Source organism: Frateuria hangzhouensis (assembly GCF_026410505.1).
Classification (GTDB): Bacteria; Pseudomonadota; Gammaproteobacteria; order Xanthomonadales; family Rhodanobacteraceae; genus Frateuria_A; species Frateuria_A hangzhouensis.
The window spans coordinates 216,104-239,766 of the sequence record NZ_JAPMIU010000001.1; the positions used below are offsets into that span (position 1 = coordinate 216,104).

At 65.8% G+C, this 23,663-nt stretch carries 18 protein-coding genes and 8 tRNA genes; 6 read left to right on the forward strand and 20 right to left on the reverse strand.

Going from position 1 to position 23,663, the window contains the following annotated elements:
- Positions 1-13 precede the first annotated feature (13 nt).
- The 4 genes from dbpA to OSC30_RS00915 all read left to right on the forward strand — a co-directional run bounded on the left by dbpA (position 14) and on the right by OSC30_RS00915 (position 5,599).
- Positions 14-1,393 carry an ATP-dependent RNA helicase DbpA gene (gene dbpA, locus OSC30_RS00900; protein ID WP_267169949.1) on the forward strand — a complete coding sequence of 460 codons (1,380 nt, stop codon included), beginning with the start codon at positions 14-16 and terminating at the stop codon, positions 1,391-1,393.
- A 322-nt stretch (positions 1,394-1,715) separates the two neighbouring features.
- Positions 1,716-3,893, forward strand: coding sequence for a penicillin acylase family protein (locus tag OSC30_RS00905; protein ID WP_267170135.1), 2,178 nt, complete (start codon positions 1,716-1,718; stop codon positions 3,891-3,893).
- Between the two features lie 132 nt (positions 3,894-4,025).
- Positions 4,026-4,685: a DsbA family oxidoreductase gene (locus OSC30_RS00910; protein ID WP_267169950.1), complete on the forward strand. Its 660-nt coding sequence runs from the start codon at positions 4,026-4,028 to the stop codon at positions 4,683-4,685.
- 140 nt (positions 4,686-4,825) lie between these two features.
- Positions 4,826-5,599, forward strand: coding sequence for an alpha/beta hydrolase (locus OSC30_RS00915; protein WP_267169951.1), 774 nt, complete (start codon positions 4,826-4,828; stop codon positions 5,597-5,599).
- 3 nt (positions 5,600-5,602) lie between these two features.
- Here OSC30_RS00915 and OSC30_RS00920 read toward each other — a convergent pair whose 3' ends face one another.
- Positions 5,603-6,307, reverse strand: coding sequence for a glutathione S-transferase N-terminal domain-containing protein (locus OSC30_RS00920; RefSeq protein WP_267169952.1), 705 nt, complete (start codon positions 6,305-6,307; stop codon positions 5,603-5,605).
- Positions 6,308-6,427: 120 nt separating this feature from the next.
- On the opposite strand from OSC30_RS00920, the gene OSC30_RS00925 reads away from it, so the two are divergent.
- On the forward strand, positions 6,428-6,799 hold the full coding sequence (locus tag OSC30_RS00925; RefSeq protein ID WP_267169953.1) for a VOC family protein: 372 nt from the start codon (positions 6,428-6,430) through the stop codon (positions 6,797-6,799).
- A gap of 55 nt (positions 6,800-6,854) precedes the next feature.
- Here OSC30_RS00925 and OSC30_RS00930 read toward each other — a convergent pair whose 3' ends face one another.
- The 3 genes from OSC30_RS00930 to OSC30_RS00940 form a co-directional block, all read right to left on the reverse strand.
- Positions 6,855-7,805 (reverse strand): PLP-dependent cysteine synthase family protein, encoded by a 951-nt coding sequence (locus OSC30_RS00930; RefSeq protein WP_267169954.1) that lies wholly within the window; start codon positions 7,803-7,805, stop codon positions 6,855-6,857.
- An 11-nt stretch (positions 7,806-7,816) separates the two neighbouring features.
- Positions 7,817-8,167: a carboxymuconolactone decarboxylase family protein gene (locus tag OSC30_RS00935; protein WP_267169955.1), complete on the reverse strand. Its 351-nt coding sequence runs from the start codon at positions 8,165-8,167 to the stop codon at positions 7,817-7,819.
- 363 nt (positions 8,168-8,530) lie between these two features.
- Positions 8,531-9,247, reverse strand: coding sequence for a hypothetical protein (locus OSC30_RS00940; protein WP_267169956.1), 717 nt, complete (start codon positions 9,245-9,247; stop codon positions 8,531-8,533).
- A 219-nt stretch (positions 9,248-9,466) separates the two neighbouring features.
- Here OSC30_RS00940 and OSC30_RS00945 point away from each other — a divergent pair, with 219 nt between their 5' ends.
- Positions 9,467-10,249 (forward strand): enoyl-ACP reductase FabI, encoded by a 783-nt coding sequence (locus OSC30_RS00945; RefSeq protein ID WP_267169957.1) that lies wholly within the window; start codon positions 9,467-9,469, stop codon positions 10,247-10,249.
- Between the two features lie 424 nt (positions 10,250-10,673).
- On the opposite strand, the gene OSC30_RS00950 is transcribed toward OSC30_RS00945, so the two are convergent.
- From OSC30_RS00950 to rlmE, 16 genes are all read right to left on the reverse strand, one after another.
- The gene (locus OSC30_RS00950; RefSeq protein WP_267169958.1) at positions 10,674-12,584 is read right to left on the reverse strand and encodes a SurA N-terminal domain-containing protein; all 1,911 of its coding nucleotides are present in this window, start codon (positions 12,582-12,584) and stop codon (positions 10,674-10,676) included.
- Between the two features lie 81 nt (positions 12,585-12,665).
- Positions 12,666-12,742: transfer RNA gene (locus OSC30_RS00955), tRNA-Asp, on the reverse strand.
- Positions 12,743-12,749: 7 nt separating this feature from the next.
- Positions 12,750-12,824 (reverse strand) — tRNA-Val (locus tag OSC30_RS00960).
- 21 nt (positions 12,825-12,845) lie between these two features.
- A complete protein-coding gene (locus OSC30_RS00965) occupies positions 12,846-13,118 on the reverse strand; it encodes an HU family DNA-binding protein (protein ID WP_091336270.1) in 273 nt (90 codons plus the stop codon).
- Between the two features lie 334 nt (positions 13,119-13,452).
- Positions 13,453-15,972 carry an endopeptidase La gene (gene lon, locus OSC30_RS00970; RefSeq protein WP_267169959.1) on the reverse strand — a complete coding sequence of 840 codons (2,520 nt, stop codon included), beginning with the start codon at positions 15,970-15,972 and terminating at the stop codon, positions 13,453-13,455.
- Positions 15,973-16,267: 295 nt separating this feature from the next.
- Positions 16,268-17,563, reverse strand: a complete 1,296-nt coding sequence (gene clpX, locus OSC30_RS00975) for an ATP-dependent Clp protease ATP-binding subunit ClpX (protein WP_267169960.1) — start codon at positions 17,561-17,563, stop codon at positions 16,268-16,270.
- 135 nt (positions 17,564-17,698) lie between these two features.
- The gene (clpP, locus tag OSC30_RS00980; RefSeq protein ID WP_267169961.1) at positions 17,699-18,328 is read right to left on the reverse strand and encodes an ATP-dependent Clp endopeptidase proteolytic subunit ClpP; all 630 of its coding nucleotides are present in this window, start codon (positions 18,326-18,328) and stop codon (positions 17,699-17,701) included.
- A 67-nt stretch (positions 18,329-18,395) separates the two neighbouring features.
- Positions 18,396-19,688: a trigger factor gene (gene tig, locus OSC30_RS00985; RefSeq protein WP_267169962.1), complete on the reverse strand. Its 1,293-nt coding sequence runs from the start codon at positions 19,686-19,688 to the stop codon at positions 18,396-18,398.
- Between the two features lie 70 nt (positions 19,689-19,758).
- Positions 19,759-19,844, reverse strand: a tRNA-Leu gene (locus tag OSC30_RS00990).
- A 358-nt stretch (positions 19,845-20,202) separates the two neighbouring features.
- A tRNA-Lys gene (locus tag OSC30_RS00995) sits at positions 20,203-20,278 on the reverse strand.
- 15 nt (positions 20,279-20,293) lie between these two features.
- Positions 20,294-20,370, reverse strand: a tRNA-His gene (locus OSC30_RS01000).
- Positions 20,371-20,386: 16 nt separating this feature from the next.
- Positions 20,387-20,463: transfer RNA gene (locus OSC30_RS01005), tRNA-Arg, on the reverse strand.
- A gap of 22 nt (positions 20,464-20,485) precedes the next feature.
- Positions 20,486-20,562: transfer RNA gene (locus OSC30_RS01010), tRNA-Pro, on the reverse strand.
- A 168-nt stretch (positions 20,563-20,730) separates the two neighbouring features.
- A tRNA-Arg gene (locus OSC30_RS01015) sits at positions 20,731-20,807 on the reverse strand.
- 240 nt (positions 20,808-21,047) lie between these two features.
- A complete protein-coding gene (gene ftsH, locus OSC30_RS01020; protein ID WP_267169963.1) occupies positions 21,048-22,991 on the reverse strand; it encodes an ATP-dependent zinc metalloprotease FtsH in 1,944 nt (647 codons plus the stop codon).
- Complete coding sequence (gene rlmE, locus OSC30_RS01025; RefSeq protein WP_267169964.1) at positions 22,988-23,638, reverse strand: 23S rRNA (uridine(2552)-2'-O)-methyltransferase RlmE; 651 nt, start codon at positions 23,636-23,638, stop codon at positions 22,988-22,990. The genes ftsH and rlmE overlap by 4 nt, the downstream gene beginning before the upstream one ends.
- Between the last annotated feature and the right edge of the window lie 25 nt (positions 23,639-23,663).

A 23,663-nucleotide genomic window follows, 5' to 3' on the forward strand; every position in this document is an offset into this window, starting at 1 on the left:
GCGACAATGACGGATGACCACTTTCGACTCGCTCCCGCTGCAACCCGCCCTGCTCGCCAGCGTGCAGACGCTCGGCTACGAACAGATGACGCCCGTGCAGGCCCAAAGCCTGCCGCCGATGCTGCAGGAGCGCGACGTGATCGCCCAGGCGCAGACCGGCAGCGGCAAGACCGCCGCGTTCGGGCTGGCCCTGCTGCAATCGCTGGAGGCCAGCACGATCCGCCTGCAGGCGCTGGTGCTCTGCCCCACCCGCGAACTGGCCGACCAGGTCAGCAAGGCGATCCGCCGGCTGGCCGCCAACATTCCCAACGTCAAGCTGTTGACCCTGTGCGGCGGCATGCCGCTGGGGCCGCAACTGGCCTCGCTCACGCATGATCCGCACATCGTCGTCGGCACGCCCGGGCGCGTGCAGGAACACCTCAAGCGCGGCAGCCTGCACGGCGGCGGCATTCGCACGCTGGTGCTGGACGAAGCCGACCGCATGCTGGACATGGGCTTCAGCGAGGCGATCGACGACATCGTCAAGCGCATCGCCAGGCATCACCAGACGCTGTTGTTCTCCGCCACCTGGCCCGAGGCCATTCGCGCCGTGAGCCAGCGGCTGCAGCACGACCCGGTGGAGGTGACGGTGGAAGCCGCGCCCGAGGCCCGCCCGTCGATCGAGCAGCGTTTCATCGACGTCGAACCGGCGCGCAAGCCCGAGGCGTTGGCCCAGCTGCTCGCCACCGAACGCGACCAGCACGCGCTGGTGTTCTGCAACATGCGCCGCGACGTCGATGCGGTGGCGCAGGAGCTCGATCGCCGCGGCTTCTCCGCGCTGGCGCTGCACGGCGACATGGAACAACGCGACCGCGACGAGGTGCTGGTGCGCTTCGCCAACCGCAGCTGCAACGTGCTGGTGGCCACCGACGTGGCCGCGCGCGGGCTGGACATCGCGGCGCTGCCACTGGTGATCAGCTACGACATGGCGCACGACCCTGACACCCATACCCACCGCATCGGCCGCACCGGCCGCGCCGGGCAGGCGGGCCTGGCGATCGCGCTTTGCACGCCGCGCGAAAAGCCCAAGGCAGAAAACCTCGAGCAGGTGCTCGGCACGCCGCTGTCCTGGCAGGCGCTCAAGCTCGCACCGCCGCGCGGCAAGACCTTGCATCTGGCACCGATGAAGACCCTGGTGATCGATGCCGGCCGCCAGGACAAACTGCGTCCGGGCGACATTCTCGGCGCGCTTACCGGCGAGGCCGGGCTCGGTGCCGACGACGTCGGCAAGATCGACGTCTTCGCCACCCGCGCCTACGTGGCGGTGACCCGTTCGCTCGCGAACAAGGCGCTGGAACGGTTGCGCGCCGGTCGGATCAAGGGACGCAACTTCCGCGTGCGGCCGCTGGGTTGAGCGCGCTGCCCACGCGGGGCTGAGGCAATAGCGTCCCCGTTCGCGGCAAGCAGCCCAGGGACCTCGAGCCTTTCTTATCTCAAGGGGAAGCTGCCGACGGGCGATTGGAGGCAAGCTGCCGCGGCACGCCTTTGCTGCCCTTCACCCGACACACGCTGCTAAGGTTGCCGGCATGTCCGCAGGGCGCTGGCGACACGCCCGGCCCCGGCGCGAGCTATTCCATGGAGGCCAAGCCATGATCGATCCGGTCAACACGCCATCGGCTGCGGTCAAGCCGCTCCGCCGCCACCTGTTCTCCACCATCGCGCTGCTCGCGCTTGGCATGGGCAGCGCCCACGCTTCCACGACAGCCTCCGACGCCGCCCGCTGGCAGCAGCAAGCCCAGGCGGTGACGATCACCCGCGACGACTGGGGCATTGCCCACGTGCACGGCAAGACCGACGCCGACGCGGTGTTCGGCATGGTCTATGCGCAGGCCGAGGACGATTTCAACCGCGTCGAGACCAATTACCTCAACGCGCTGGGCCGGCTGGCCGAGGCCGAGGGCGAAAAGGCGATCTGGTCGGACCTGCGCCAGAAGCTGTTCATCGATCCGGTCGAGCTGAAGACGCTCTATGCGCAGAGCCCCGGCTGGCTGAAGTCGCTGATGAATGCGTGGGCCGACGGACTCAACTATTACCTCGCCACCCATCCGCACGTGCATCCACGCGTCATCACGCACTACGAGCCGTGGATGGCGCTGAGTTTCAGCGAAGGCAGCATCGGCGGCGACATCGAACGGGTATCGCTCAAGCAGTTGCAGGCGTTCTACGGCAGGGACGGTGACGCACCGGTTCCCCTGGCGATGGCCGGAGCACACCCGAGCTGGGTGGAACCAACCGGCTCCAATGGCATCGCCATCGCGCCCAGGCTCACCGCCGACGGCCACGCGCTGCTGCTGATCAACCCGCACACCTCGTTCTTCTTCCGCTCCGAACTGCAGATGACCTCCGACGCCGGGCTGGACGCCTACGGCGCGGTGACCTGGGGCCAGTTCTTCGTCTACCAGGGTTTCAACCACCACATCGGATGGATGCACACCTCCACCGGCGCCGACGTGGTGGACGAGTTCGCCGAGACGATCGTGCGCAAGGACGGCAAGCTTTACTACCGCTATGGCAAGGAACTGCGGCCGGTAACCGAGCGGCGCATCACCGTGCCCTACCGCACGAAGGATGGCTCGAAGGCCGAGCGCACGTTCACCGCCTATTTCACCCACCACGGCCCAATCGTGCGCGCGGCCGATGATGGCAAGGGCGACGGCAAGTGGATCGCCATGGCACTGATGAACCGGCCGGTTCCGGCGCTGGAGCAGAGCTGGCTGCGCACCAAGGCGCATGACTACGCCAGCTACATGAAGGTGGCCGAGCTGAAGGCCAACTCGTCCAACAACACCCTGTTCGCCGACGACAAGGGCGAGGTCGCCTACCTGCACCCGCAGTTCATCCCCAGGCGCGACGACCGCTTCGACTACACCCAGCCGGTCGATGGCTCCAACCCCGCCACCGACTGGCAGGGCCTCACGCCGCTGGACCAGGCGCCGCACGTGGTCAACCCGCCCAACGGCTGGGTGTTCAACACCAACAACTGGCCCTACTCCGCCGCCGGCAAGTACAGCCCGAAGAAAGAAGACTTCCCGCGCTACATGGATACCTTCGGCGAGAACCCGCGCGGCCTGCACGCCATCCGAGTGCTGGACGGCAAGGACCAGTTCACCCGCGCCTCGCTGATCACCGCCGCGTTCGACTCTTACCTGCCGGCCTTCGCGCGGCAGATCCCGATCCTGGTGGCCGATTACGACGCGCTGCCGGTACACGATCCGCTGAGGCAGAAGCTGGCCGGTCCGATCGCCATGCTGCGCCAATGGGACTACCGCTGGGGCATTGCCTCGATGCCGACGTCGCTGGCGGTGTTCTGGGGCGACACGCTGTGGGACGAAGTGCGCCGCGTCGACACCGCCGAGGGCCTGTCGATCTACGACGCCATGGCCGAGAAGGCCGGCCCGAAGGCCCGGCTGGGCGCGCTGTCCGAAGCGGTCGACCGGCTGGAGAAGGATTTCGGCCATTGGGGCGTGGCCTGGGGCGAGATCAACCGGTTCCAGCGCCTCACCGGCGACCTGGTGCAGCCCTTCGACGACAGCAAGCCGAGCATCCCGGTGCCCTTCACCTCCTCGCGCTGGGGCTCGCTGGCCTCCTTCGGCGCGCACCGCTGGCCGGGCACCAGGCGCTACTACGGCACCAGCGGCAACAGCTTCGTCGCGGTGGTGGAGTTCGGCCCCAAAGTCAGCGCCCGCGCGATCACCGCCGGCGGCGAGAGCGGGCATCCACAATCGCCGCACTTCAACGACGAAGCCGAGCGCTACACCACCGGCAACCTGCGCGAGGTGTACTACTGGCCGGAGCAGTTGAAGGGCCACACCGAGCAGGTCTACCACCCGGGCAAAGGCAAGAACGTCCTCTGAGCACCGCTCACCTGTAGGAGCGCACCTGTGCGCGAGCGCCAGGCAACGGTGAGGTCCGCACCTGCGACCAGCGGCGATTGACATGGCGGTGGGTAGGCTCCATCTAAAGTCGGGACAACTGCTGGAACCGCCATGACCGCCCCCACCCCGCTTCGCATCGACTTCGTTTCGGACGTCTCCTGCCCCTGGTGCGCCATCGGCCTTGCGGCCCTGGAGCAGGCGCTCGAGCGCCTCGACGGCACCGTGCAGGCACAGATCCACCTGCAGCCGTTCGAACTCAACCCGCAGTTGGCGGCCGAAGGCGAGGATGCGACCGAGCATCTGATGCATAAGTACGGCATCGACATGGCGCAGGTCGATGCCAACCGCGCAGTGATCCGCGAGCGTGCCGCGGCGCTGGGTTTGACGTTCAACAAGGGCGTCGGCAGCCGCGTCTACAACACCTTCGACGCGCACCGGCTGCTGCATTGGGCCGAGCTCCACGGGCGCCACCTGGCGCTGAAGAAAGCGCTGTTGCGTGCCTATTTCACCGACGGCGAGGACGTCGCCTCGCATGACGTGCTGGCGCGCCTGGCCGGCGAGGCCGGGCTGGATCAAGCCGAGGCGCGCCATGTGCTGGAAGGCGGCATCCACGCCGACGACGTACGCGCGCAGGAGCGCTTCTTCCAGCAGCGCGGCATCCGGTCGGTACCGGCGACGATCGTCAACGGCACGCACCTGATCCCGGGTGGCCAGCCGCCGGAAGTGTTCGAACAGGCCTTGCGCGAGATTGCCGCGGCGACCGGCGCCTGACGCCGCCGGCCATTCGCGCGAGGGCCTGCCTTATCGCCGGTAGCGCGCGAGCGGGTCCGATGGCATCCGGGATCGAGAGAGCGCGGTCTTCATCCGGACCGACGCATGCTTGCCGCCACTTATCCCTGCCAGGGCCCTCGATGCGCCGGCGTCAGTCTTCCCTGCTCGGGCTGCTCACCGTCCTCTTGCTGGCCGCGTGCGCTGCGGGGGGCGATGTCACCCGCCCTGTTCCGCAGCGGTTCGTGCCTGCACCGCAGCCCGCGCACCGGCTCGTGGTGATGCTGCCCGGACGCGGCGACGATCGCGATTCGCTGGCCCGGCGCGGCATCGCGCAGCTCATCCAGCGGCAATGGCCGGATGCGGACGTGATCCTGACGGGCCTGACCATGCCATTCTATCGGCAGGGCCATGCGGTCCGGCGCCTGCGGGATGAAGTCATCGTGCCGGCACGCGCGCGCCGCTACGAGCAGGTCTGGCTGGCCGGCATCTCGCTCGGCGGCATGGGCGCGCTGATGTACGACCGGGCCTATCCCGGCGAAATCGACGGCTTGCTGCTGATCTCGCCTTATCTGGGCGACAAATCGATCTATCGCGAGATCCAGGCCGCCGGCGGCCTTTCCCGCTGGCAGCCGGGGCCGGTGCAGGCGTTCACGCCCGAAACCTACCAGCGCGAGTTGTGGCGCTACCTCCAGGATTGGTCCGGCCAGCCCGACCGCACCCGGTCGGTGTGGCTGGCCTACGGCAACCGGGAACGCTTCCGCGACCGCATCGCGCTGCTGGCCGGGCAACTGCCACCCGGCCACGCATTCGAACTGGCCGGCCTCCACGACTGGACACTGTGGAAGCCGGCCGCGCGCATCTTGCTGCAACATGCGGCCGCCGCGTCGACCACGCCAGCGGAGGGCGCTCGGTAACCGCTAGTCGCGCCCCGGCACCTGCAATCCGCGTTCCACCGCCGGCCGCGCCAACCCTCGCTCCAGCCAGGCGGGTACGTTCGCCAGCGTGTCGAAATGCACCAGGTCGCGTGCCTCGTAGAAACCGACCAGGTTGCGCACCCAGCCGAGCGTGGCGATGTCGGCGATGCTGTAGTCCTCGCCCATCAGCCACGGCCGCCCGTCCAGGCGCGACTCAAGCACGTCGAGCAATCGCCGGGATTCATCGACGTAGCGCGTGAGCGGCCGCTTGTCCGCGTATTCGCGACCGGCGAATTTATGGAAGAAACCCACCTGCCCGAACATCGGTCCGATCGAGGCCATCTGGAAGAACACCCACTGGATGGTTTCCCAGCGCACGACGGGATCGGCCGACAGGAACATGCCGGTCTTGTCCGCCAGGTAGAGCAGGATCGCGCCGGACTCGAACAGGCCGATCGGCTCGCCGCCGGGGCCGTCCGGGTCGATGATCGCGGGAATCTTGCCGTTGGGGTTGAGCGAGAGGAACTCCGGCGTCTTGCTCTCGTCGCGCATGATGTCGACCAGGTGCGGCTCGTACGCCAGGCCGGTTTCCTCCAGCATGATCGACACTTTCACGCCGTTGGGCGTGTTGAGCGAATAGAGCTGGATGCGCTCTGGATGCTGCGCCGGCCAGCGCGCGGTGATCGGGAAGGCGGACAGGTCGGCCACGGCAATTCCTCGGTTCGGTATCCAGCCCCGCAATGTGGGGGCGCCGGCGCGCAGCGCAACGCTTTGCGCCGAAATCACGCCATACGGGTAGGCTCGCCGGAGTCCCAGCGGGAGTCCGCCATGCTCCATCATGTTTCCCTTGGCACCAATGACATGGCGAGGGCGCGCGCCTTCTACGACCCGGTGCTGGCGGTCGTCGGGCTGCGCTTTCTCGATACGCAGCAGAGCCTCAACTACGGCGTGGGCAGTTTCATGGTCAGCCTGACCCGGCCGGTGAACGGCGAGCGCGCCTCACCGGGCAACGGCGTGCACGTGGCCTTCTATGCCGGCACCCGGGCCATGGTGGACGCCTTCCATCGCATTGCGCTCGCCCACGGCGGCAGCAGCGATGGCGAACCTGGCCTGCGCCCCCACTACGATCCGAACTACTACGCCGCCTTCGTGCTCGATCCGGACGGCAACAAGCTCGAGGCGTTCACCTACGCTGCCTGAGGACCCACGCGCGCGGGAAGACGCCCGGGGCACCGCGCCCGCAACAACGAATGGCTCACTTGAACTGCGGAGGTATGGATGCCGCTTCCTGCCCCGGCATGAAGTACTCGTGCAGGTATTTCTCGCCCTCGTCACAGAACGCGGTCACCACCGTCTTGAGCTCCGGAAAGCGCTCGCGCACGCGCCTGGCCGCGAGCAGGTGCGCGCCGGAACTTGGCCCGCACAACAATCCGTAATGGCGCGCCAGGTGGCGCATGGCGGTAACGGCGTCCTCGCTGGACACGGCCAGCACCTCGTTCACCAGCTTGGCGTGGCGCTGGAAGATGCCGGGGATGAAGCCGTCGGAGATGCCCTCGATCATGTGCGATGCGATCTCGCCGCACAGGATCGTGCGCGATTCGCTCGGCTCCATGGCGAACAGGCGCACGTCCGGGTTGGCTTCGCGGAACGCCTGGCCGACGCCCACCAGCGTGCCGCCGGTGCCCACGCCCAGCACGAGCGCGTCGGGCAGCCGGCCTTGCGGCAATTGGGCGAGGATCTCCGGACCGAGGATGGTGCGGTTCTCCTCGACGTTCCATTCGGACTCGAACTGGCCAGGAAAGAAGAATCCCGGCTGACGTCCCAGTTCGCGGGCGCGTTCCAGCGCCTGGTCGACATGGAAATTGCCGCAGAACAGCACGTCGGCGCCGTACGCGCGGGATATCGCCACGCGCTCGCTCGACAAGCCCTCGGGCATGACCACCAGCATGCGGTAGCCCTTGACCGCGGCGACCATCGACAACGCGTTGCCGGTGTTGCCGCTGGTCGCTTCCACGATGGTGTCGCCCGGTTCAATCAGGCCTTCCTGCTCGGCGCGCTCGATCATGTACTTGGCGATGCGGGCCTTGATCGAACCGGACGGGTTGAGGAACTCGAGCTTGGCGTAGATGCCCTCGATCTCCAGCAGCGGCGTGTCGCCGACTGCCTCGAGGATGTTGCCCGACACGCCCTGGAAACGCATGGCCATGATCGTGTTCGTCAACCGGCCGGGCTGGTGTGGACGTGCCGCTGCATGACATCCAGCGCCAGCGCCGAGTGTGCATAGGCGCCGCCGGCACGCATTTCGGCGGCCACCCAGATCGCTTCCGTGACCTGCTTCTCGCTGGCGCCCTGCTTGAGCGCCTCGGCGATGTACCCCTTGATGCAGTAGGAGCACCGGGTGACGTGCGCCACCGCCACGGCGATCAACTGCTTGGTCTGCGCCGGCCGCGCGCCCCCGGCGAACACCGCGGCGGTGAATGCCTTGAATGCCTGCAGTGCATCGGGCGCCAGTTCGCTGCGCTTGCGCGCGAGCGCGGCCGTGGATTCGGGATACATCGGTTCGCTCATGAAGCCCTCCTGGCGGGTGGCACGGGCTCGTGGCCCTCGGGTGCAGCGGTACCCAGCGTCCAGCCCGGTGGGTCGCTGGCCGGGAAGCTCTGCATCAGTTCGTCGTCGATACGCCGTTCGGCGGCCCGGCGGAGGACGGCGTCCTCGGATTCGTGGAAAGGCGGACGGCAAACGTCATGGCTCATGGCAGTACCTCCTCGGCGCGGAGCCGGCATGCCAGGGTCGGCCTTCGAAGGCCCTCGTCGCACATGTTGCCCGGACCGACGTCAGCGGCCCGGCAACGGTCTCAGGATGCGCGCCACCGGGCGGTCGCGCCTTGATGCAGATCAGCAGACCGTCGACGCACGCAGGTCGCAGGGCGGATCAGCCCGCGCCGACGCGTCGCCTGGCCTCGGGTACTACGTCCACTGCGGTGTCGCCCTTGCGTTCCAGCGACGCCACGGCGCGCGCCCGCCATTGCAGGCTTTCCCAGCGGATCCAGCCGGCGGCCAATGCCATGCCGCCGAACGTCAACGGACCGCCGGGCCACGAATGGGATTTGAATATGTTGATACCGAAACTGGCGATGGCCAGCAGCAACACCGGCAGCCAGCCGTGCCCCGCCCGCTTGAGCGAGATCGCCCCGGCCACCGCGCCGAACGACAGCGACAGTCGGCCGATCAGCCCCATCAATGGCGCATCGGTGAAGCCCCTGCCGCCCAGCACGGGGTCGAACCACAGCGCGTCGATCATGTCGCGCCACGACTCCGGGTCGCCGGAGGCGATCGCCCCCTTGACCAGCAAGCCGATCGAAAGGCCCGCCGCCGTGTCGAAGGACGTGAAGGCCACCGCGAACACGAACAGGCCCGCCTTGCACAGCCACGCGGCCCAGTCGGTACGGTCGCGCACCAGCATGGCCGTCGACAGAGCTGCCAGCGGAAACAACGGGATCTGCGCGTAATGCACGAACATCCACCTTCCCACGTCCAGGTCGAAAAGGTCGCGTGGATGGGGATGGAACACTTCGACGATCGCCAGCACCAGCGGCGCGACGACGACCATGGCGATGGAGCACCAGGGTCGGCAAGTGGAGTGGCTCATACGCGTCCTTGGGGTGACGGCTGGGCGGCAGGCATGGGCGGCCAACCTATCCGGCGACGGGTCTACGCCGCGTAGCGAGACCGCCAGAAGCCGGGCGAACCGTCGCGCCCGGTGGGGCGTTGACGCGCCGCACAGGTCGCAGCGGTTATGACAGGCGGCGCGCCTGCTAAAATCACCCGGCTGCGCCACCTGGCGCGCCATCAACCTTTTGGAGGACGCATGGGATTCCTGCACGGCAAGCGTGCCCTGATCGTCGGCATCGCCAGCCAGCGCTCGATCGCCTGGGGCATTGCCAACGCGATGCATCGCGAAGGCGCGCAACTGGCCTTCACCTATCAGAACGAGCGGCTGAAAGACCGCGTCGACGAAGCGGCCAATGCGTTCGGCTCGAATATCGTGCTTCCCTGCGATGTGGCGCAGGACGGCCAGATCGAGCAGATGTACGCCGAGCTGGGCAAGCACTGGGACGGCTTCGACATCCTGGTGCACTCGGTCGGCTTCGCGCCGCGCGAGGCGCTGCAGGGGCAGTACCTGGACAACCTCACCCGCGAGAACTTCACCATCGCGCACGACATCTCCAGCTACAGCCTGGCAGCGCTGGCGAAGGCCGGGCGGCCGATGATGGCCGGCCGCGGTGGCGCCATCCTCACGCTGACCTACCTGGGCGCCGAGCGTGCGCTCAACAACTACAACGTGATGGGCCTGGCCAAGGCCAGCCTGGAAGCGAACGTGCGCTACCTGGCCTTCAACCTGGGCCCGGAAGGCACCCGCGTGAACGCGATCTCGGCCGGCCCGATCAAGACCCTGGCCGCCGCGGGCATCGCCAACTTCCGCAAGATGCTCGACCACGTCGATGAGAACGCCCCGCTGCGTCGCAGCGTGACCACCGACGAAGTCGGCAACGTGGGCGCTTTCCTGTGCTCGGATCTGGCCTCGGGCGTGACCGGCGAAATCACCTACGTGGATGCCGGCTACAACATCCTGGGCATGACCGGGATCTGAGACAGGCGAAACCAGGGACCAGAAAGGCGGCCCTCGTGGCCGCCTTTTTTGTGGTTTCTCTCGGAGTGCGGGAAAGAGCCTGCAGGCCGGCCCCCGCCACGCCACGGCCGTGCAAGAGCGCACTTGTGCGCGACCGTGCGGCTACGATCCGACATGACGGTCGCGCACAGGTGCGCCCCTACCGAGCCCGAAGATCCATGACTGTCGGCCCGGCCGAACTACAACCTGACCCCATTCACCGTGGCCAGACTCGTGCAGGTACGCCCATGGCGGCCGCGATTCGATACCGACGCCGCCCGGTAGCGCCCAGGCGCGTTCCTGCTGCATCGACTGTCTGGCGCGGTCAAGCCGTCGCGGGCTCGCGAAGCACCAAAACAGGAAGGCGGCCCAAGGCCGCCTTCCTGTTTCCATGGAACGGCAGATCCTACAGTCGCTCTTTGGCGATCTTGATCTCGGTCTTGGCTTTCAGCGCGTCGATGAATCCGTCGGTGGCCACGTTGCCGTAGGCTGCGATCATGCTCTGGCGCAGCATCGTGCGCTGCTCCGGCGTGACCTTCGACAGATCTCCGTCCTGCACCTTGTCCACCGCGATCAGCGCGTAGGCACCCTCGGGCAACGCCACGGCGGCGAACTGCGGCTTGCCGTCCTTGCCCGGATGCGGTTGAAGGAAGGCTTCGTCGCGCAGCTGCTCGGGCAGGCCCTGCTGTACGCGCAACGCATCCTTCACGCTTTGCACCGGGGCACCGACGGTGGCCGCCACCGCGTCCATCGACTCGCCCTTCTCCAGGCGCGCCAGCATGGCATCGGCGCGCTTTTTGGCCGCTTCGGCGACACGACCGTCGAGAATGTCCTTTTCGATGGTGTCGCGCACTTCCGCCAGCGGACGCACCGCCGCAGGCACGTGCTTGTCGACGTGGATCACTACCGAGTGGTCGTTGCCCAGGTCGATCAGCCCGGAGTTGTTGCCTTGCACCAGCACGTCATCGGAGAACGCCGCCTTGACCACCTTGGGATCGGCGGCGATACCGCTCTTGTCGCCCTCGTGGGTGAACAGGTCCGTGCTCTTGACCGGCAGGTCCAGCGCTTGCGCTGCGGGCTCGAGCGAGGACGGGGTCTGGTAGGTCTTGTCCGCCAGCTTGCCGGCAATCTCGTTGTACTTGTGCTCGCGCCCGGCCGTGGCGACTTCCTGTACCAGCTGGTCGCGCACTTCCTCGAACGGCTTGGCCTGGCCGCTGCGTACATCGCGCAGCCAGAGGATGTGGTAGCCCTCGTCGGACAGCACCGGCTTGGATATCTGGCCTTTCTGCAGCGAGAACAGGGCGTCGTCGAAGGCCTTGTTGGTCACGCCCTGCTCCAGCCAGCCCAGGTCGCCGCCCTGGCGCCTGGAACCCAGGTCGGCCGAGTCCTTGCTGGCAAGCTTGGCGAAGTTCCCGGGCGAGGCTTCGGCGGCGATCTTCTGCGCCTTGGTCAGGGCAGCCTTCTGCTGCTCGGGCGAAGCGTTCTTGGGCACGTCGATCAGGATGTGCGAAACCAGCCGCTGTTCCGGCTGCACGAAGCGCTGCTTCTCGTCGGCATAACGCTTGCGCAGCTCTTCATCGGTCGGCGCAGCATCCGGCTGGAGATCGGCAGCGTCGACTTCCACGTAGTGGATGGCCACCTGCTCGGGTGCCATGAACTCGTCCTGGTGCTGCTTGTAGTACGCCTGGACCTGCGCATCGGTGACCTTGCTGTCGGTCAGCGCCGGGCGCGGCAGCACCGCGTAACGCAGGTCGCGGCGCTGCAGGCGCAGCGCGAGAAAGCGGTCGACTTCCTCGTCGGTGATGACCGTGCTGGCGGCCAGCGCATCGGGAATCAGGCTGATCGCCATCGACGAGCGGACCTCGTCCTCGAACATCGCCGGCGTCTTGCGTTGCCCGGCCAGCATCGCGCGGTAGCTGGTTGCGTCGAACTGGCCATTGACCTGGAACGCCGGAATGGAGGCGATCGTCCCGCGCACGGCGGCATCGGAAACGCGCAGGCCCAGGTCGTCGTTGGCCTTGAGCAGCAGTTGCTGGTCGATCATCGCGCCGAGCACGCGCTCCTTCATCTCGGGCTTTTCGTACACGCTCGGGTCGAACTGGTCACCAAGCTGTGCGCTGGCCTGCTGACGCAGGTCATTCATGCGGTTCTGGAAATCCTGCTGACTGATTTCCCGCTTGCCGACCTTGGCCACGAAGGTCTCGGTCTGGGCAGTGAAATAGCCCTCGATGCCGAAGAAGGACATGGCGAACACCGCCACACCCAGCACGACGATGGACGGCCAGCCGTGCATCTTGTCTCTCAACGACTGCAGCATATGTGGATTCCCGCTTGTTCCTGCCTTGCAAGACGCAAAGCATAAATGACAAGGGCGCCACGCGGGCGCCCTTGGAACTACTGGCGGAGTGGACGGGACTCGAACCCGCGACCTCCGGCGTGACAGGCCAGCATTCTAACCGACTGAACTACCACTCCGCGATTCTGGTGGGTGCTGTAGGGATCGAACCTACGACCCTCGCCTTGTAAGGGCGACGCTCTACCGCTGAGCTAAGCACCCGAAACCGAGCGAACTAGCCGCTCAGTTTAGGGCATCCTTGAGCGTCTTGCCAGCCTTGAACGCCGGCACCTTGGAAGCCTTGATCTTGATCGTCTCGTTGGTGCGCGGGTTGCGACCGGTACGAGCCGCGCGCTTGCGCACGGTGAAGGTGCCAAAGCCGACGACCGACACGTCGTCGCCCTTCTTCAGGGCCTTCTGCACGGTCTCGAAGAAGGCTTCAATCGCCCGGCCGGCGTCGGCCTTGGTGAGCTCGGCCTTCTCGGCAATGGCATTGATCAGATCGGTTTTATTCATTGAGACACTCCCTTAAACGGTTTGCTGCCCGCGTGATCGGTCTGGGACGAGAAAACGCCGCCAGCCATGAATGGCATGACCGGCATCCCCCCGCAACCCCGCATCGCTACGCCGAATGCACGACGCTTTGACTGCGGTGTCGTCTTTATACCAGTGCCTCACGGCGGTCCGCAATACAAGCAATACCAACGGTTCCGGCCGTTCATCACCGACTGGAACCACTTGCAAACCGGGCCCGCAACGGCTACGGCGAAAGCTCGCGCAGGAGCACCTGCGTGAATACGCAAAAGGCCGCCCGCGACGCGGACGGCCCTGAGGAAAAACCCCTTGCGTATCAGTGTGCGCGGGTACGGTTCTCAGCCGCTTCCTCGGTTACTGCCTCCGCCGGGGCACGCTCTTCGCCGGCGGTCTCGACCGCAGCCCTGGCCGGGCGCAACGGTTGCTCGAGCGCAATGTCGAGTACTTCGTCGATCCAGCGCACGGCATGGATGTCCAGCGAGGAGGTGACGTTCGCCGGGATGTCGGCCAGGTCCTTCTTGTTTTCTTCCGGGATGATCACCGTGGTGATGCCACCGCGATGCGCCGCCAGCAGCTTCTCCTTCAGGCCACCGATCGGCAGCACGCGGCCGCGCAGGGTGATCTCACCGGTCATCGCCACTTCCGAACGCACGGGCACCTTGGTCAACACCGACACCAGCGCCGTGCACATGGCGATGCCCGCGCTGGGGCCATCCTTGGGGGTGGCGCCTTCGGGCACGTGGATGTGCACGTCCAGGTTCTGGTAGAAGTCCGGGTCGATGCCGAGCTGGCCCACGCGCGCGCGCACCACCGACATGGCCGCCTGAATCGACTCCTTCATGACATCGCCCAGCTGGCCGGTGTGCACCATGCGACCCTTGCCCGGCACCACCGAGGCCTCGATGCTCAGCAGGTCGCCGCCGACCGAGGTCCAGGCCAGGCCGGTCACCAGGCCCACTTCGTTCTCCTGCTCGGCACGGCCGAAATCGAACCGTCGTACGCCCAGGTAATGCTCGATGTTGTCATCGGTGACGGTGATCTGCGCGGGAGCGGCCTTTTTCTTCGTCTTGCTGGCCACCTTCGCCGCCGGCTTGGCCTTGGCGGACTTGGCCTTGGCCTGCTTGACTTCGCCCAGGGTGAGCTCCTTGACCACCTTGCGGCAGATCTTGGATATCTCGCGTTCGAGATTGCGCACCCCCGACTCGCGCGTGTAGTAGCGCACGATGTCGCGGACCGCATCGGACGCTATGGCCAGCTCCTCGGGCTTGAGGCCGTTGGCCTTCAGCTGCTTGGGCAACAGGTAGCGCTGCGCGATCGCCAGCTTCTCGTCCTCCGTATAGCCGGGCACGCGGATGACTTCCATGCGGTCCAGCAGCGGACCGGGAATGTTGAGCGAGTTGGCAGTGGCGATCCACATCACCTCGGAGAGATCCAAATCGACTTCCAGGTAGTGGTCGTTGAACGCGTGGTTCTGTTCCGGATCGAGCACCTCCAGCAGCGCCGAGGACGGATCGCCGCGGAAGTCCATCGACATCTTGTCGATCTCGTCGAGCACGAACAGCGGGTTGCGCGTACCGATCTTGTTGAGGTTCTGCACGATGCGCCCGGGCATCGAGCCGATGTAGGTGCGTCGATGGCCGCGGATCTCCGCCTCGTCACGCACGCCGCCCAGGCTCATGCGGACGAACTTGCGGTTGGTCGCCTTGGCGATCGACTGGCCGAGCGAGGTCTTGCCCACGCCGGGCGGACCGACCAGGCACAGAATCGGGCCGCGCATGTTGTTCACGCGCTGGTGCACGGCGAGGTATTCCAGGATGCGGTCCTTGACCTTCTCCAGGCCGAAGTGGTCGGCGTCGAGCACTTCCTGCGCCACGGCCAGGTCCTTGCGCACCTTGGTCTTCTTCTTCCAGGGCACGCCGATCAGCCAGTCGAGGTAGTTGCGCACGACGGTGGCCTCGGCCGACATCGGCGACATCTGCTTGAGCTTGGAGAACTCCTGCCTGGCCTTGGCCAGCACGGGCTTGGGCATGCCCGCGTCGTCGATCTTCCGTTGCAGCTCCTCGATCTCGTTGACGCCATCCTCCCCTTCGCCCAGTTCCTTCTGGATCGCCTTCATCTGCTCGTTGAGGTAGTACTCGCGCTGGCTCTTCTCCATCTGCGACTTGACGCGGCCGCGGATGCGCTTTTCCACCTGTTGCAGATCCATCTCGCCGTCGACCAGGCCGATCAGCAGCTCCAGCCGCTGGCCGACGTCGGCGGTCTCGAGCACCTTCTGCTTCTCGGACATGCGCACGGTCAGGTGCGCGGCGATCGAATCGGCCAGCCGCGAGGGATCATCGATGCCCGACAGCGTGGCCAACACTTCCGGCGGCAGCTTGCGGCTCTGCTTGACCAGTTGCTCGAACAGCGAAACCAGCGTACGCGAGATGACGTCGAGCTCGCGCTCCTTGGCGTTGTAGACCGGCTCGATGACGCGCGAGCGCGCCATCAGCATGCCGCCCTCGTCGCGGTATTCCTCGATGGCTACCCGCGACTGCCCTTCGACCAGCACTTTGACCGTGCCGTCAGGCAGCTTGAGAAGCTGCAATACGCCGGCCAGGGTGCCGACCTCGTGCAAGTCCTCGGCAGCGGGATCGTCGATGTCGGGACTCTTCTGCGCCACCAGCAGGATCTGCCGCTCGCCTTCCATCGCGTGCTCCAGCGCACGCATCGACTTGTCGCGCCCCACGAATAGTGGAATGACCATGTGGGGGTAAACCACCACGTCGCGCAGCGGCAGCACCGGAAGTGCGTCGAGCGTGGCGCCAGTGGCGGAAACGGAGGCGTGTTTTGCCATCGAAAAAGGTCCCCGAGGATTTGTAAGGTTTACCCCGACACTGCGCCGAGGCCTCCGGTAGGTCAAGTGGAGTCGACCCTCGCCGCCATCAAGTCGCATGCGACCCGTCGAACCGGCTTGATCGGCTGCTTGCAGTTTTCAAGCCAAGGCCCGCCGGGCGCACATGGCGCCCTTCGAAGCGCCATGCGGCATGCCTCGCAGCCCGGACAGAAGACTGGCGCCTGTGTGCCTGCCGCCAAAAAACAAACGGCCCCGGCAACTGCCGGGGCCGCTTGTTTTTGACGCTGGACGTCGCTCAGGCGGCGCCGCCGCCCTCGCCCGCTACACGCTGCTGCTGCAGGTTGCCGCGGTAGATCAGATAGGGCTCGGCCTGACCTTCGATCACGGCATCGTCGACCACGACCTTGCTTACGTGCTCCAGCGAGGGCAGCTCGTACATGGTGTCAAGCAACACCTGCTCCAGGATGGTACGCAGGCCGCGCGCGCCGGTCTTGCGCTTGAGCGCCTTCTTGGCGATCGCCTGCAGCGCCTCGGGGCGGAACTCCAGTTCCACGCCTTCCATTTCGAACAGGCGCTTGAACTGCTTGGTCACCGCGTTCTTCGGCTCGGTGAGGATCTTCACCAGCGCGCCTTCATCAAGCTCGTCCAAGGTCGCCACGACCGGCAGGCGGCCGACGAACTCCGGGATCAGACCGAACTTGACCAGGTCGGACGGCTCGACTTCGGCCAGCACCTTGCCCAGGTTCTCGGTGCGCTCCTTGGAACGCACTTCGGCCGAGAAGCCGATGCCGGTGGTTTCCGAACGCTGCTGGATGAGTTTCTCCAGCCCCGCGAACGCACCGCCACAAATGAACAGGATGTTCTTGGTGTCCACCTGCAGGAATTCCTGCTGCGGATGCTTGCGCCCGCCCTGGGGCGGCACGGAGGCCAGCGTGCCCTCGATCAGCTTGAGCAGCGCCTGCTGCACGCCCTCGCCCGACACGTCGCGGGTGATCGATGGGTTCTCGCTCTTGCGCGAGATCTTGTCAATCTCGTCGATGTAGACAATGCCCGACTGCGCCTTGTCGACGTCGTAGTCGCACTTCTGCAGCAGCTTCTGGATGATGTTTTCCACATCCTCGCCCACGTAGCCCGCTTCGGTCAGCGTGGTGGCGTCGGCGATGGTGAACGGCACGTTGAGCAGGCGCGCCAGCGTTTCGGCCAGCAGCGTCTTGCCCGAACCGGTCGGGCCGATCAGCAGGATGTTGGACTTGCCAAGCTCGACTTCATCGCTCTTCTGGCGCGATTCCATGCGCTTGTAGTGGTTGTATACCGCTACTGCGAGCGACTTCTTGGCACGGGTCTGCCCGACCACGTACTGGTCGAGGGTTTCCATGATCTCGCGGGGCTTGGGCAGGTGGCTGCGCCCGGAGGCGGCCTTCTCCTCCAGCTCCTCGCGGATGATGTCGTTGCAAAGCTCCACGCACTCGTCGCAGATGAACACGGAGGGACCCGCGATCAGCTTGCGCACTTCATGCTGGCTCTTGCCGCAGAAGGAGCAGTAGAGAATCTTGCCGCTGTCGTTGGAACGGCCTTGCCGCTCGTCGCTCATATCAGGTCCTGCTGTGTTTCGGTTGCAGCGCCAGAATAGCACAGGGCTCCGCGCCTGCTTGTGCCGGCGCGGGGCGTGTTTTCCGGCGATATGGGACGGCCGGGAACGGGCCGTCCGGGATCGGGCCGACCAGGGTCAGGCCGACTTGACGGTGTCGACACCGCGGCGGTCAAGCACCTGGTCGATCAGGCCGTAATCCCTGGCTTCGACCGGGTTCATGAAGCGGTCGCGCTCCATGTCGCGCTCGACCTTCTCCAGCGGCTGGCCGGTGTGGTCGACGTAGAGCTGGTTCAGGCGCTGGCGGATGTAGAGGATCTCGCGCGCCTGGATCTCGATGTCGGTGGCCTGGCCTTGGGCACCGCCGGAAGGCTGGTGGATCATGATGCGCGAATTGGGCAGCGAGAAACGCTTGCCCTTGGCGCCTGCCATCAACAGCAGCGAGCCGGCGCTGCACGCCTGGCCGATGCACATGGTGCTGACGTCGGGCTTGATGAATTGCATGGTGTCGTAGATCGCCAGGCCCGCGGTGACCGCGCCGCCGGGGCTGTTGATATACAGGTGGATGTCCTTGTCGGGGTTTTCCGACTCCAGGAACAGCATCTGCGCGATCAACACGTTGGCGACCTGGTCGTTGACCTCGCCCACCAGGAAGATCACCCGCTCCTTCAGCAGGCGCGAGTAGATGTCATAGGAGCGCTCGCCGCGAGCGGTCTGCTCGACGACGATCGGCACCAGGTTGAGGTTCTGGATCGGGGGCATGGCCATGCGTGCGGTTCTCTCCGGATGAGGCCCGCCGCCTAGCGGGCCTGATGATGGTGCCTGGCAGTGTCGCTCAGGCGCCGGCCGGGCGCATCACCTCGTCGAAAGCCAGCTTCTGCTCGGTGGTCTTGGCGTGATCGGCCACCCACTCTGCGACCTGGTCTTCCATCACGCGGTTCTGCAACCCAGACATCATCTGGGGGTCGCCGTTATAGAGTTCAACGACCTTCTCCGGCTCCTCGTAGGTCGAGGCGATCGCGGCCAGCTGTTCGGCTACGCGCGAGCGGTCGATCTTGAGCTCCTGCTTGCGCGCGATCTCGCCCATCAGCAGACCGGCGATTACGCGCTTGCGCGCCATCGGCACAGCCGCTTCGATGAGCTGCGCAGGCGGCTGCTGGCCGCGCGGCACACTGCCGGCCGCGAGATTGCGCGCTTCGGCCTGCACCATCATGTTGGGCACGTCCAGCTCGCCGTGAGCCTCGGACAGCTTCTCGGCGACATGGCCCTTGAGGCGACCCATCAGCGTGGCCTTGAGCTCGCGCTCGAGGTTGGCGCGCACTTCCTTGCGGAACGTGTCCAGATTGCCGTCGGCGATACCGAACAGCTTGGCGAACTCCTCGTTCACTTCCGGCAGCTGCGGCGCCTGCACCTTGATGATCTTGAAGTCGACCTGGGCGGTCTTGCCGGCCAGCTGCGCGTTGCCGAAGTCGGCCGGGAAGGCGATTTCGGTATCGAACTCGTCATCCGCCTTGCGCCCGGTCAGCGCCTCGTCCAACGCCTTGAACAGCGTGCCCGAGCCGAGCACGCTGCCGGCGCGCTCCAGGCCTTCGGTCGGGAAGCGGTAGTCGTCGGCGGTGGCGGCGTACTCGAACATCACGAAATCGCCCTCGGCCGAGGCGCGCTCGACCGGGTCGAAGCTGCGGCGCTGCAGGCGCAGGGTCTCGATCATCTTCTCGATGTCGGCATCGGTCACTTCGGAAACCGGGCGGGTGATCTCGAGCGCCGCCACGTCGACCTCAGGGAACTCGGGCATCACCTCGAACGTGGCCGTGTAGGCGATCTCGCCGTTTTCGGCCGCGCCGGTCGTATCGATCGACGGATTGGCGACCGGACGCAGGTTTTCCTTCTCGAACGCCTCGCGCAGCGTGCTGCCGATGAGGTCGGACAGGACTTCGCCACGCACCTGCGAGCCGAAGCGCTGCTGGATCACGGTGGCCGGCACCTTGCCCGGGCGAAAGCCCTTCAGGCGCACCGTGCGGCCCATCTCGGCGATGCGCGCGCTGACCTGCGACTCCAACCGATCCGCCGGAAACCGCACCGTGAGCTTGCGCTCGAGCTTGCCGACGTTCTCAACCGAAAACTGCATGACGACTCCTGGTGACTCTCGTGATGGGCCGGCGTGCGGGCCGGCCTTTGCAAAAAAAATTCAAAGGGAATGGTGCGAAAGGAGGGACTCGAACCCTCACGGGGGTTACCCGCCAGAACCTAAATCTGGTGCGTCTACCAGTTCCGCCACTCTCGCTCGCGCCTGCGGACGGGAAGCGGCGGATCCCATACGGAATTCGGCCAAGCGCCCTGCCCCGCTAAGTCGATGATTCCCTTGCGCCAAAGCAGGGCATTTTACGGTTGCCCGGCCGGACAGCACAAGCCGCCCGCTTTCAATGATGAAGCACTCCGCCAGGGCGGCGTTCGCCGCTCTCTACCTTTGGGGGGAGGGTTGGTGTGAGGGGCCAAGGCTAGCCGGGAGCGCCATCGAAGTGGGACCCGGAAGGGAGTTTCCCGCGAGCCCCTGTTCCTCAGCCTGACCCTTTCCCGGGAGATGGGACAACGCAGAGCTGAAAAGAAAACAGGCGCCCGGTTTCCCGAGCGCCTGTCTTTATTGGTGGGCCGTGTAGGATTCGAACCTACGACCAATTGATTAAGAGTCAACTGCTCTACCAGCTGAGCTAACGGCCCTTGAAACTTACAAATTGGGGTGAGCGATGGGATTCGAACCCACGACATCCGGAATCACAATCCGGGACTCTAACCAACTGAGCTACGCCCACCATAAAACAATGAATCTGGCGCGCCCGACAGGAATCGAACCTGCAACCGTCGGCTTAGAAGGCCGATGCTCTATCCGGTTGAGCTACAGGCGCATGTCCGAAGCATAACGCCTGCTGGTCGGGGCAGAGGGATTCGAACCCCCGACATCCAGCTCCCAAAGCTGGCGCTCTACCAGACTGAGCTATACCCCGTAGCAAACCTGCGTGGAACGCATTTCGCGTACCGAAGCCCTCGAATGCTACGGGCGACGCATCACCTCGTCAATCCGTATCCAGCGCACCGGAAATCCATTCCGGCCCCATCGGGCCGCGGCGCCGATGGACAAGTCATGGTGCGAACATCATGCCTTGCAGTTGTAATGGTGCGCCCGGAGAGATTCGAACTCCCGACCACCAAGTTCGTAGCCTGGTACTCTATCCAACTGAGCTACGGGCGCATGGTAAAACTCGTCTGCCTTGGCGCCACCGCCGAAGTGGTGGGTGCCGAAGCAAGAAGCGGAATTATTCAGATTGGACGCGGGTTCGTCAACACCTTTTTCAAGAAATCTTCGCTTTCGATACCGCGAGAAACTCAATTTCGCCCGCAAGCATTCCCGTTTGGACGTCCAAACCAGGGACCTTTCGCGCAACGGAATGACGCTCTCCCCTGCATCGCAGGGAAGAGCGCAGACGGAGCCTCAGCCGTGCGGCTGCGTGGCAGGGTCGCCCAGCTTGGGGGAACCCGCATCGCCGCGCGGCGGCAGGTTCGGCGGCACCGAGCCGCCAGAGGATGGCTTGGACCAGTCCGCCGGCTCGCCCGGTTCGCGCCCGGCCATGATGTCGTCGATCTGGCGCGCATCGATGGTTTCGTACTGCAGCAACGCGTCGGCCATTACGTGCAGCTTGTCCATGTTGTCGGTCAACAGTTGCTTGCTGCGCGCGTAGGCACGGTCGAGGATCTCGCGGATCACCTCGTCGATCCGGCGCGCGGTCTCGTTGGAGACATTCTTGTGCTGGGTCACCGACCGGCCCAGGAAAACCTCGTCCTCGTCCTCGCCGTAGGTCACCGGGCCCAGCTCGTCGGACAGGCCCCATTTTGTCACCATGTTGCGCGCCATCTTGGTGGCCCGCTCGATGTCGTTGGAGGCGCCCGTGGTGACCTTGTCGGCGCCGAAAATCAGTTCCTCGGCCACGCGTCCGCCATACAGCGAACAGAGCTGCGATTCGATCGCCACGCGATTGATCGAGTATTTGTCGCCCTCGGGCAAGTACATGGTCACGCCCAGCGCGCGACCGCGCGGGATGATCGTGACCTTGTAGACCGGGTCGTGTTCGGGCACCAGGCGGCCGATGATGGCATGGCCGGCCTCGTGGAAAGCGGTGAGCTTCTTCTCGTCCTCGCTCATCGCCATCGAGCGGCGTTCGGTGCCCATCAGGATCTTGTCGCGCGCCTTGTCCAGGTGGCCCATGCGCACCTCGCGCGCGTTCTCGCGCGCGGCGAACAGGGCTGCCTCGTTGACCAGGTTGGCCAGGTCCGCGCCGGAGAACCCCGGCGTGCCGCGCGCGATCACCATGGGATTGACGTCGCTGGCGGTGGGCACCTTGCGCAGGTGTACCTTCAGGATCTGCTCACGCCCCTTCACGTCCGGCAACCCGACCACCACCTGGCGGTCGAAGCGGCCCGGGCGCAGCAGCGCCGGATCGAGCACGTCGGGACGGTTCGTCGCGGCGATGACGATGATGCCCTCGGTGCCCTCGAAGCCGTCCATCTCCACCAGCAACTGGTTGAGGGTCTGCTCGCGCTCGTCATGCCCACCGCCGAGGCCAGCGCCGCGATGGCGACCGACCGCGTCGATCTCGTCGATGAAGATGATGCAGGGCGCATGCTTCTTGGCCTGCTCGAACATATCGCGCACGCGGCTTGCGCCCACGCCCACGAACATCTCCACGAAATCCGAGCCGGAAATCGAGAAGAACGGCACCTTGGCCTCGCCCGCGATGGCCTTGGCCAGCAGCGTCTTGCCGGTGCCCGGTGGGCCGACCATCAACACGCCGCGCGGAATCTTGCCGCCCAGCTTCTGGAACTTGCCCGGATCGCGCAGGAATTCGACCAGTTCGCCGACCTCCTCCTTGGCCTCGTCGCAGCCGGCCACGTCGCTGAAGTTGACCTTGACCTGGTCCTCGCCCTGCAACTTGGCGCGCGAGCGGCCGAAGCTCATCGCCCCGCGCCCGCCGGCGCCGGCCTGCATCTGGCGCATGAACCAGATGAACACGCCCACGATCAGGATGATCGGCAGCCAGTTGATCAACAGGCCCAACAGCGAGAAGCCGTTGTTGGAAGGCTCCTGGCTCACCACCACGTTCTTGTCCTGCATCTGCTTGACCACCCCGTTGGTGGAAAAGCCGAGCACGGGCGCAACGGTGCGGAAGGCGCTGCCGTCCTTCAGTTTGCCGGTGATCGTGGCCGGGTTGTCGGCACTGATCGTGGCGCTGGCGACGTTGCCGCTGTCCACGCTCTGCACGAAGCTCGAGTAAGGCAGGTCGGACGAGGAGCCGCCATGCGGATTGAAGCTCTGGAACACGGTCAGCAGGACCACCGCGATGATCAGCCAGAGCAACAGGTTTTTCGCCATTTCGTTCATGCGCGGGTCTCGTCCGTTGGCCCACCGCCGGGTTTCCGTCCCGTGGCGAGCGCGTACACCTCGCGCGAACGTGCGCGCGAGGCCTTGGGTTTACGCATGGTTACGCGCGCAAACTGCGCGCGCAAGTTGCGCAGATAGTCATCGAATCCAGCGCCCTGGAACAGCTTGATCAGGAATGCGCCGCCCGGCTTGAGCCATTGCCGGGAGAAATCCAGCGCCAACTCGGCCAGATCCATCGCCCGGATCTGGTCGGCCAGCGCCACACCACTCATATTGGGGGCCATGTCCGACAGTACAAGATCGACCGCCTGGCCGCCCAGGTGCTGCTCCAGCTGGCGCAGGACGGCCTCCTCGCGGAAGTCGCCCTCGATGAAATCCACGCCCGCGATGCCCTGCATCGGCAGGATATCCAGTGCTATCACCGTGCCGCTGTCGCCGATGCGCTGGCGCACGAGCTGGGACCAGCCCCCCGGCGCCGCGCCCAGGTCGACCACGCGCATGCCTGGCTTGAGCAGTCGATCGCGCTCGATCAGCTCCTCCAGTTTGAACACGGCGCGCGAGCGCAACCCCTCGGCCTGCGCTCTCTTCACGTAGACGTCGTCGAAGTGCTCCCGAAGCCATCGGGAGCTGCTTTTGCTGCGGGCCATGCGGCAGGGGCCACCGAAGGGAGGG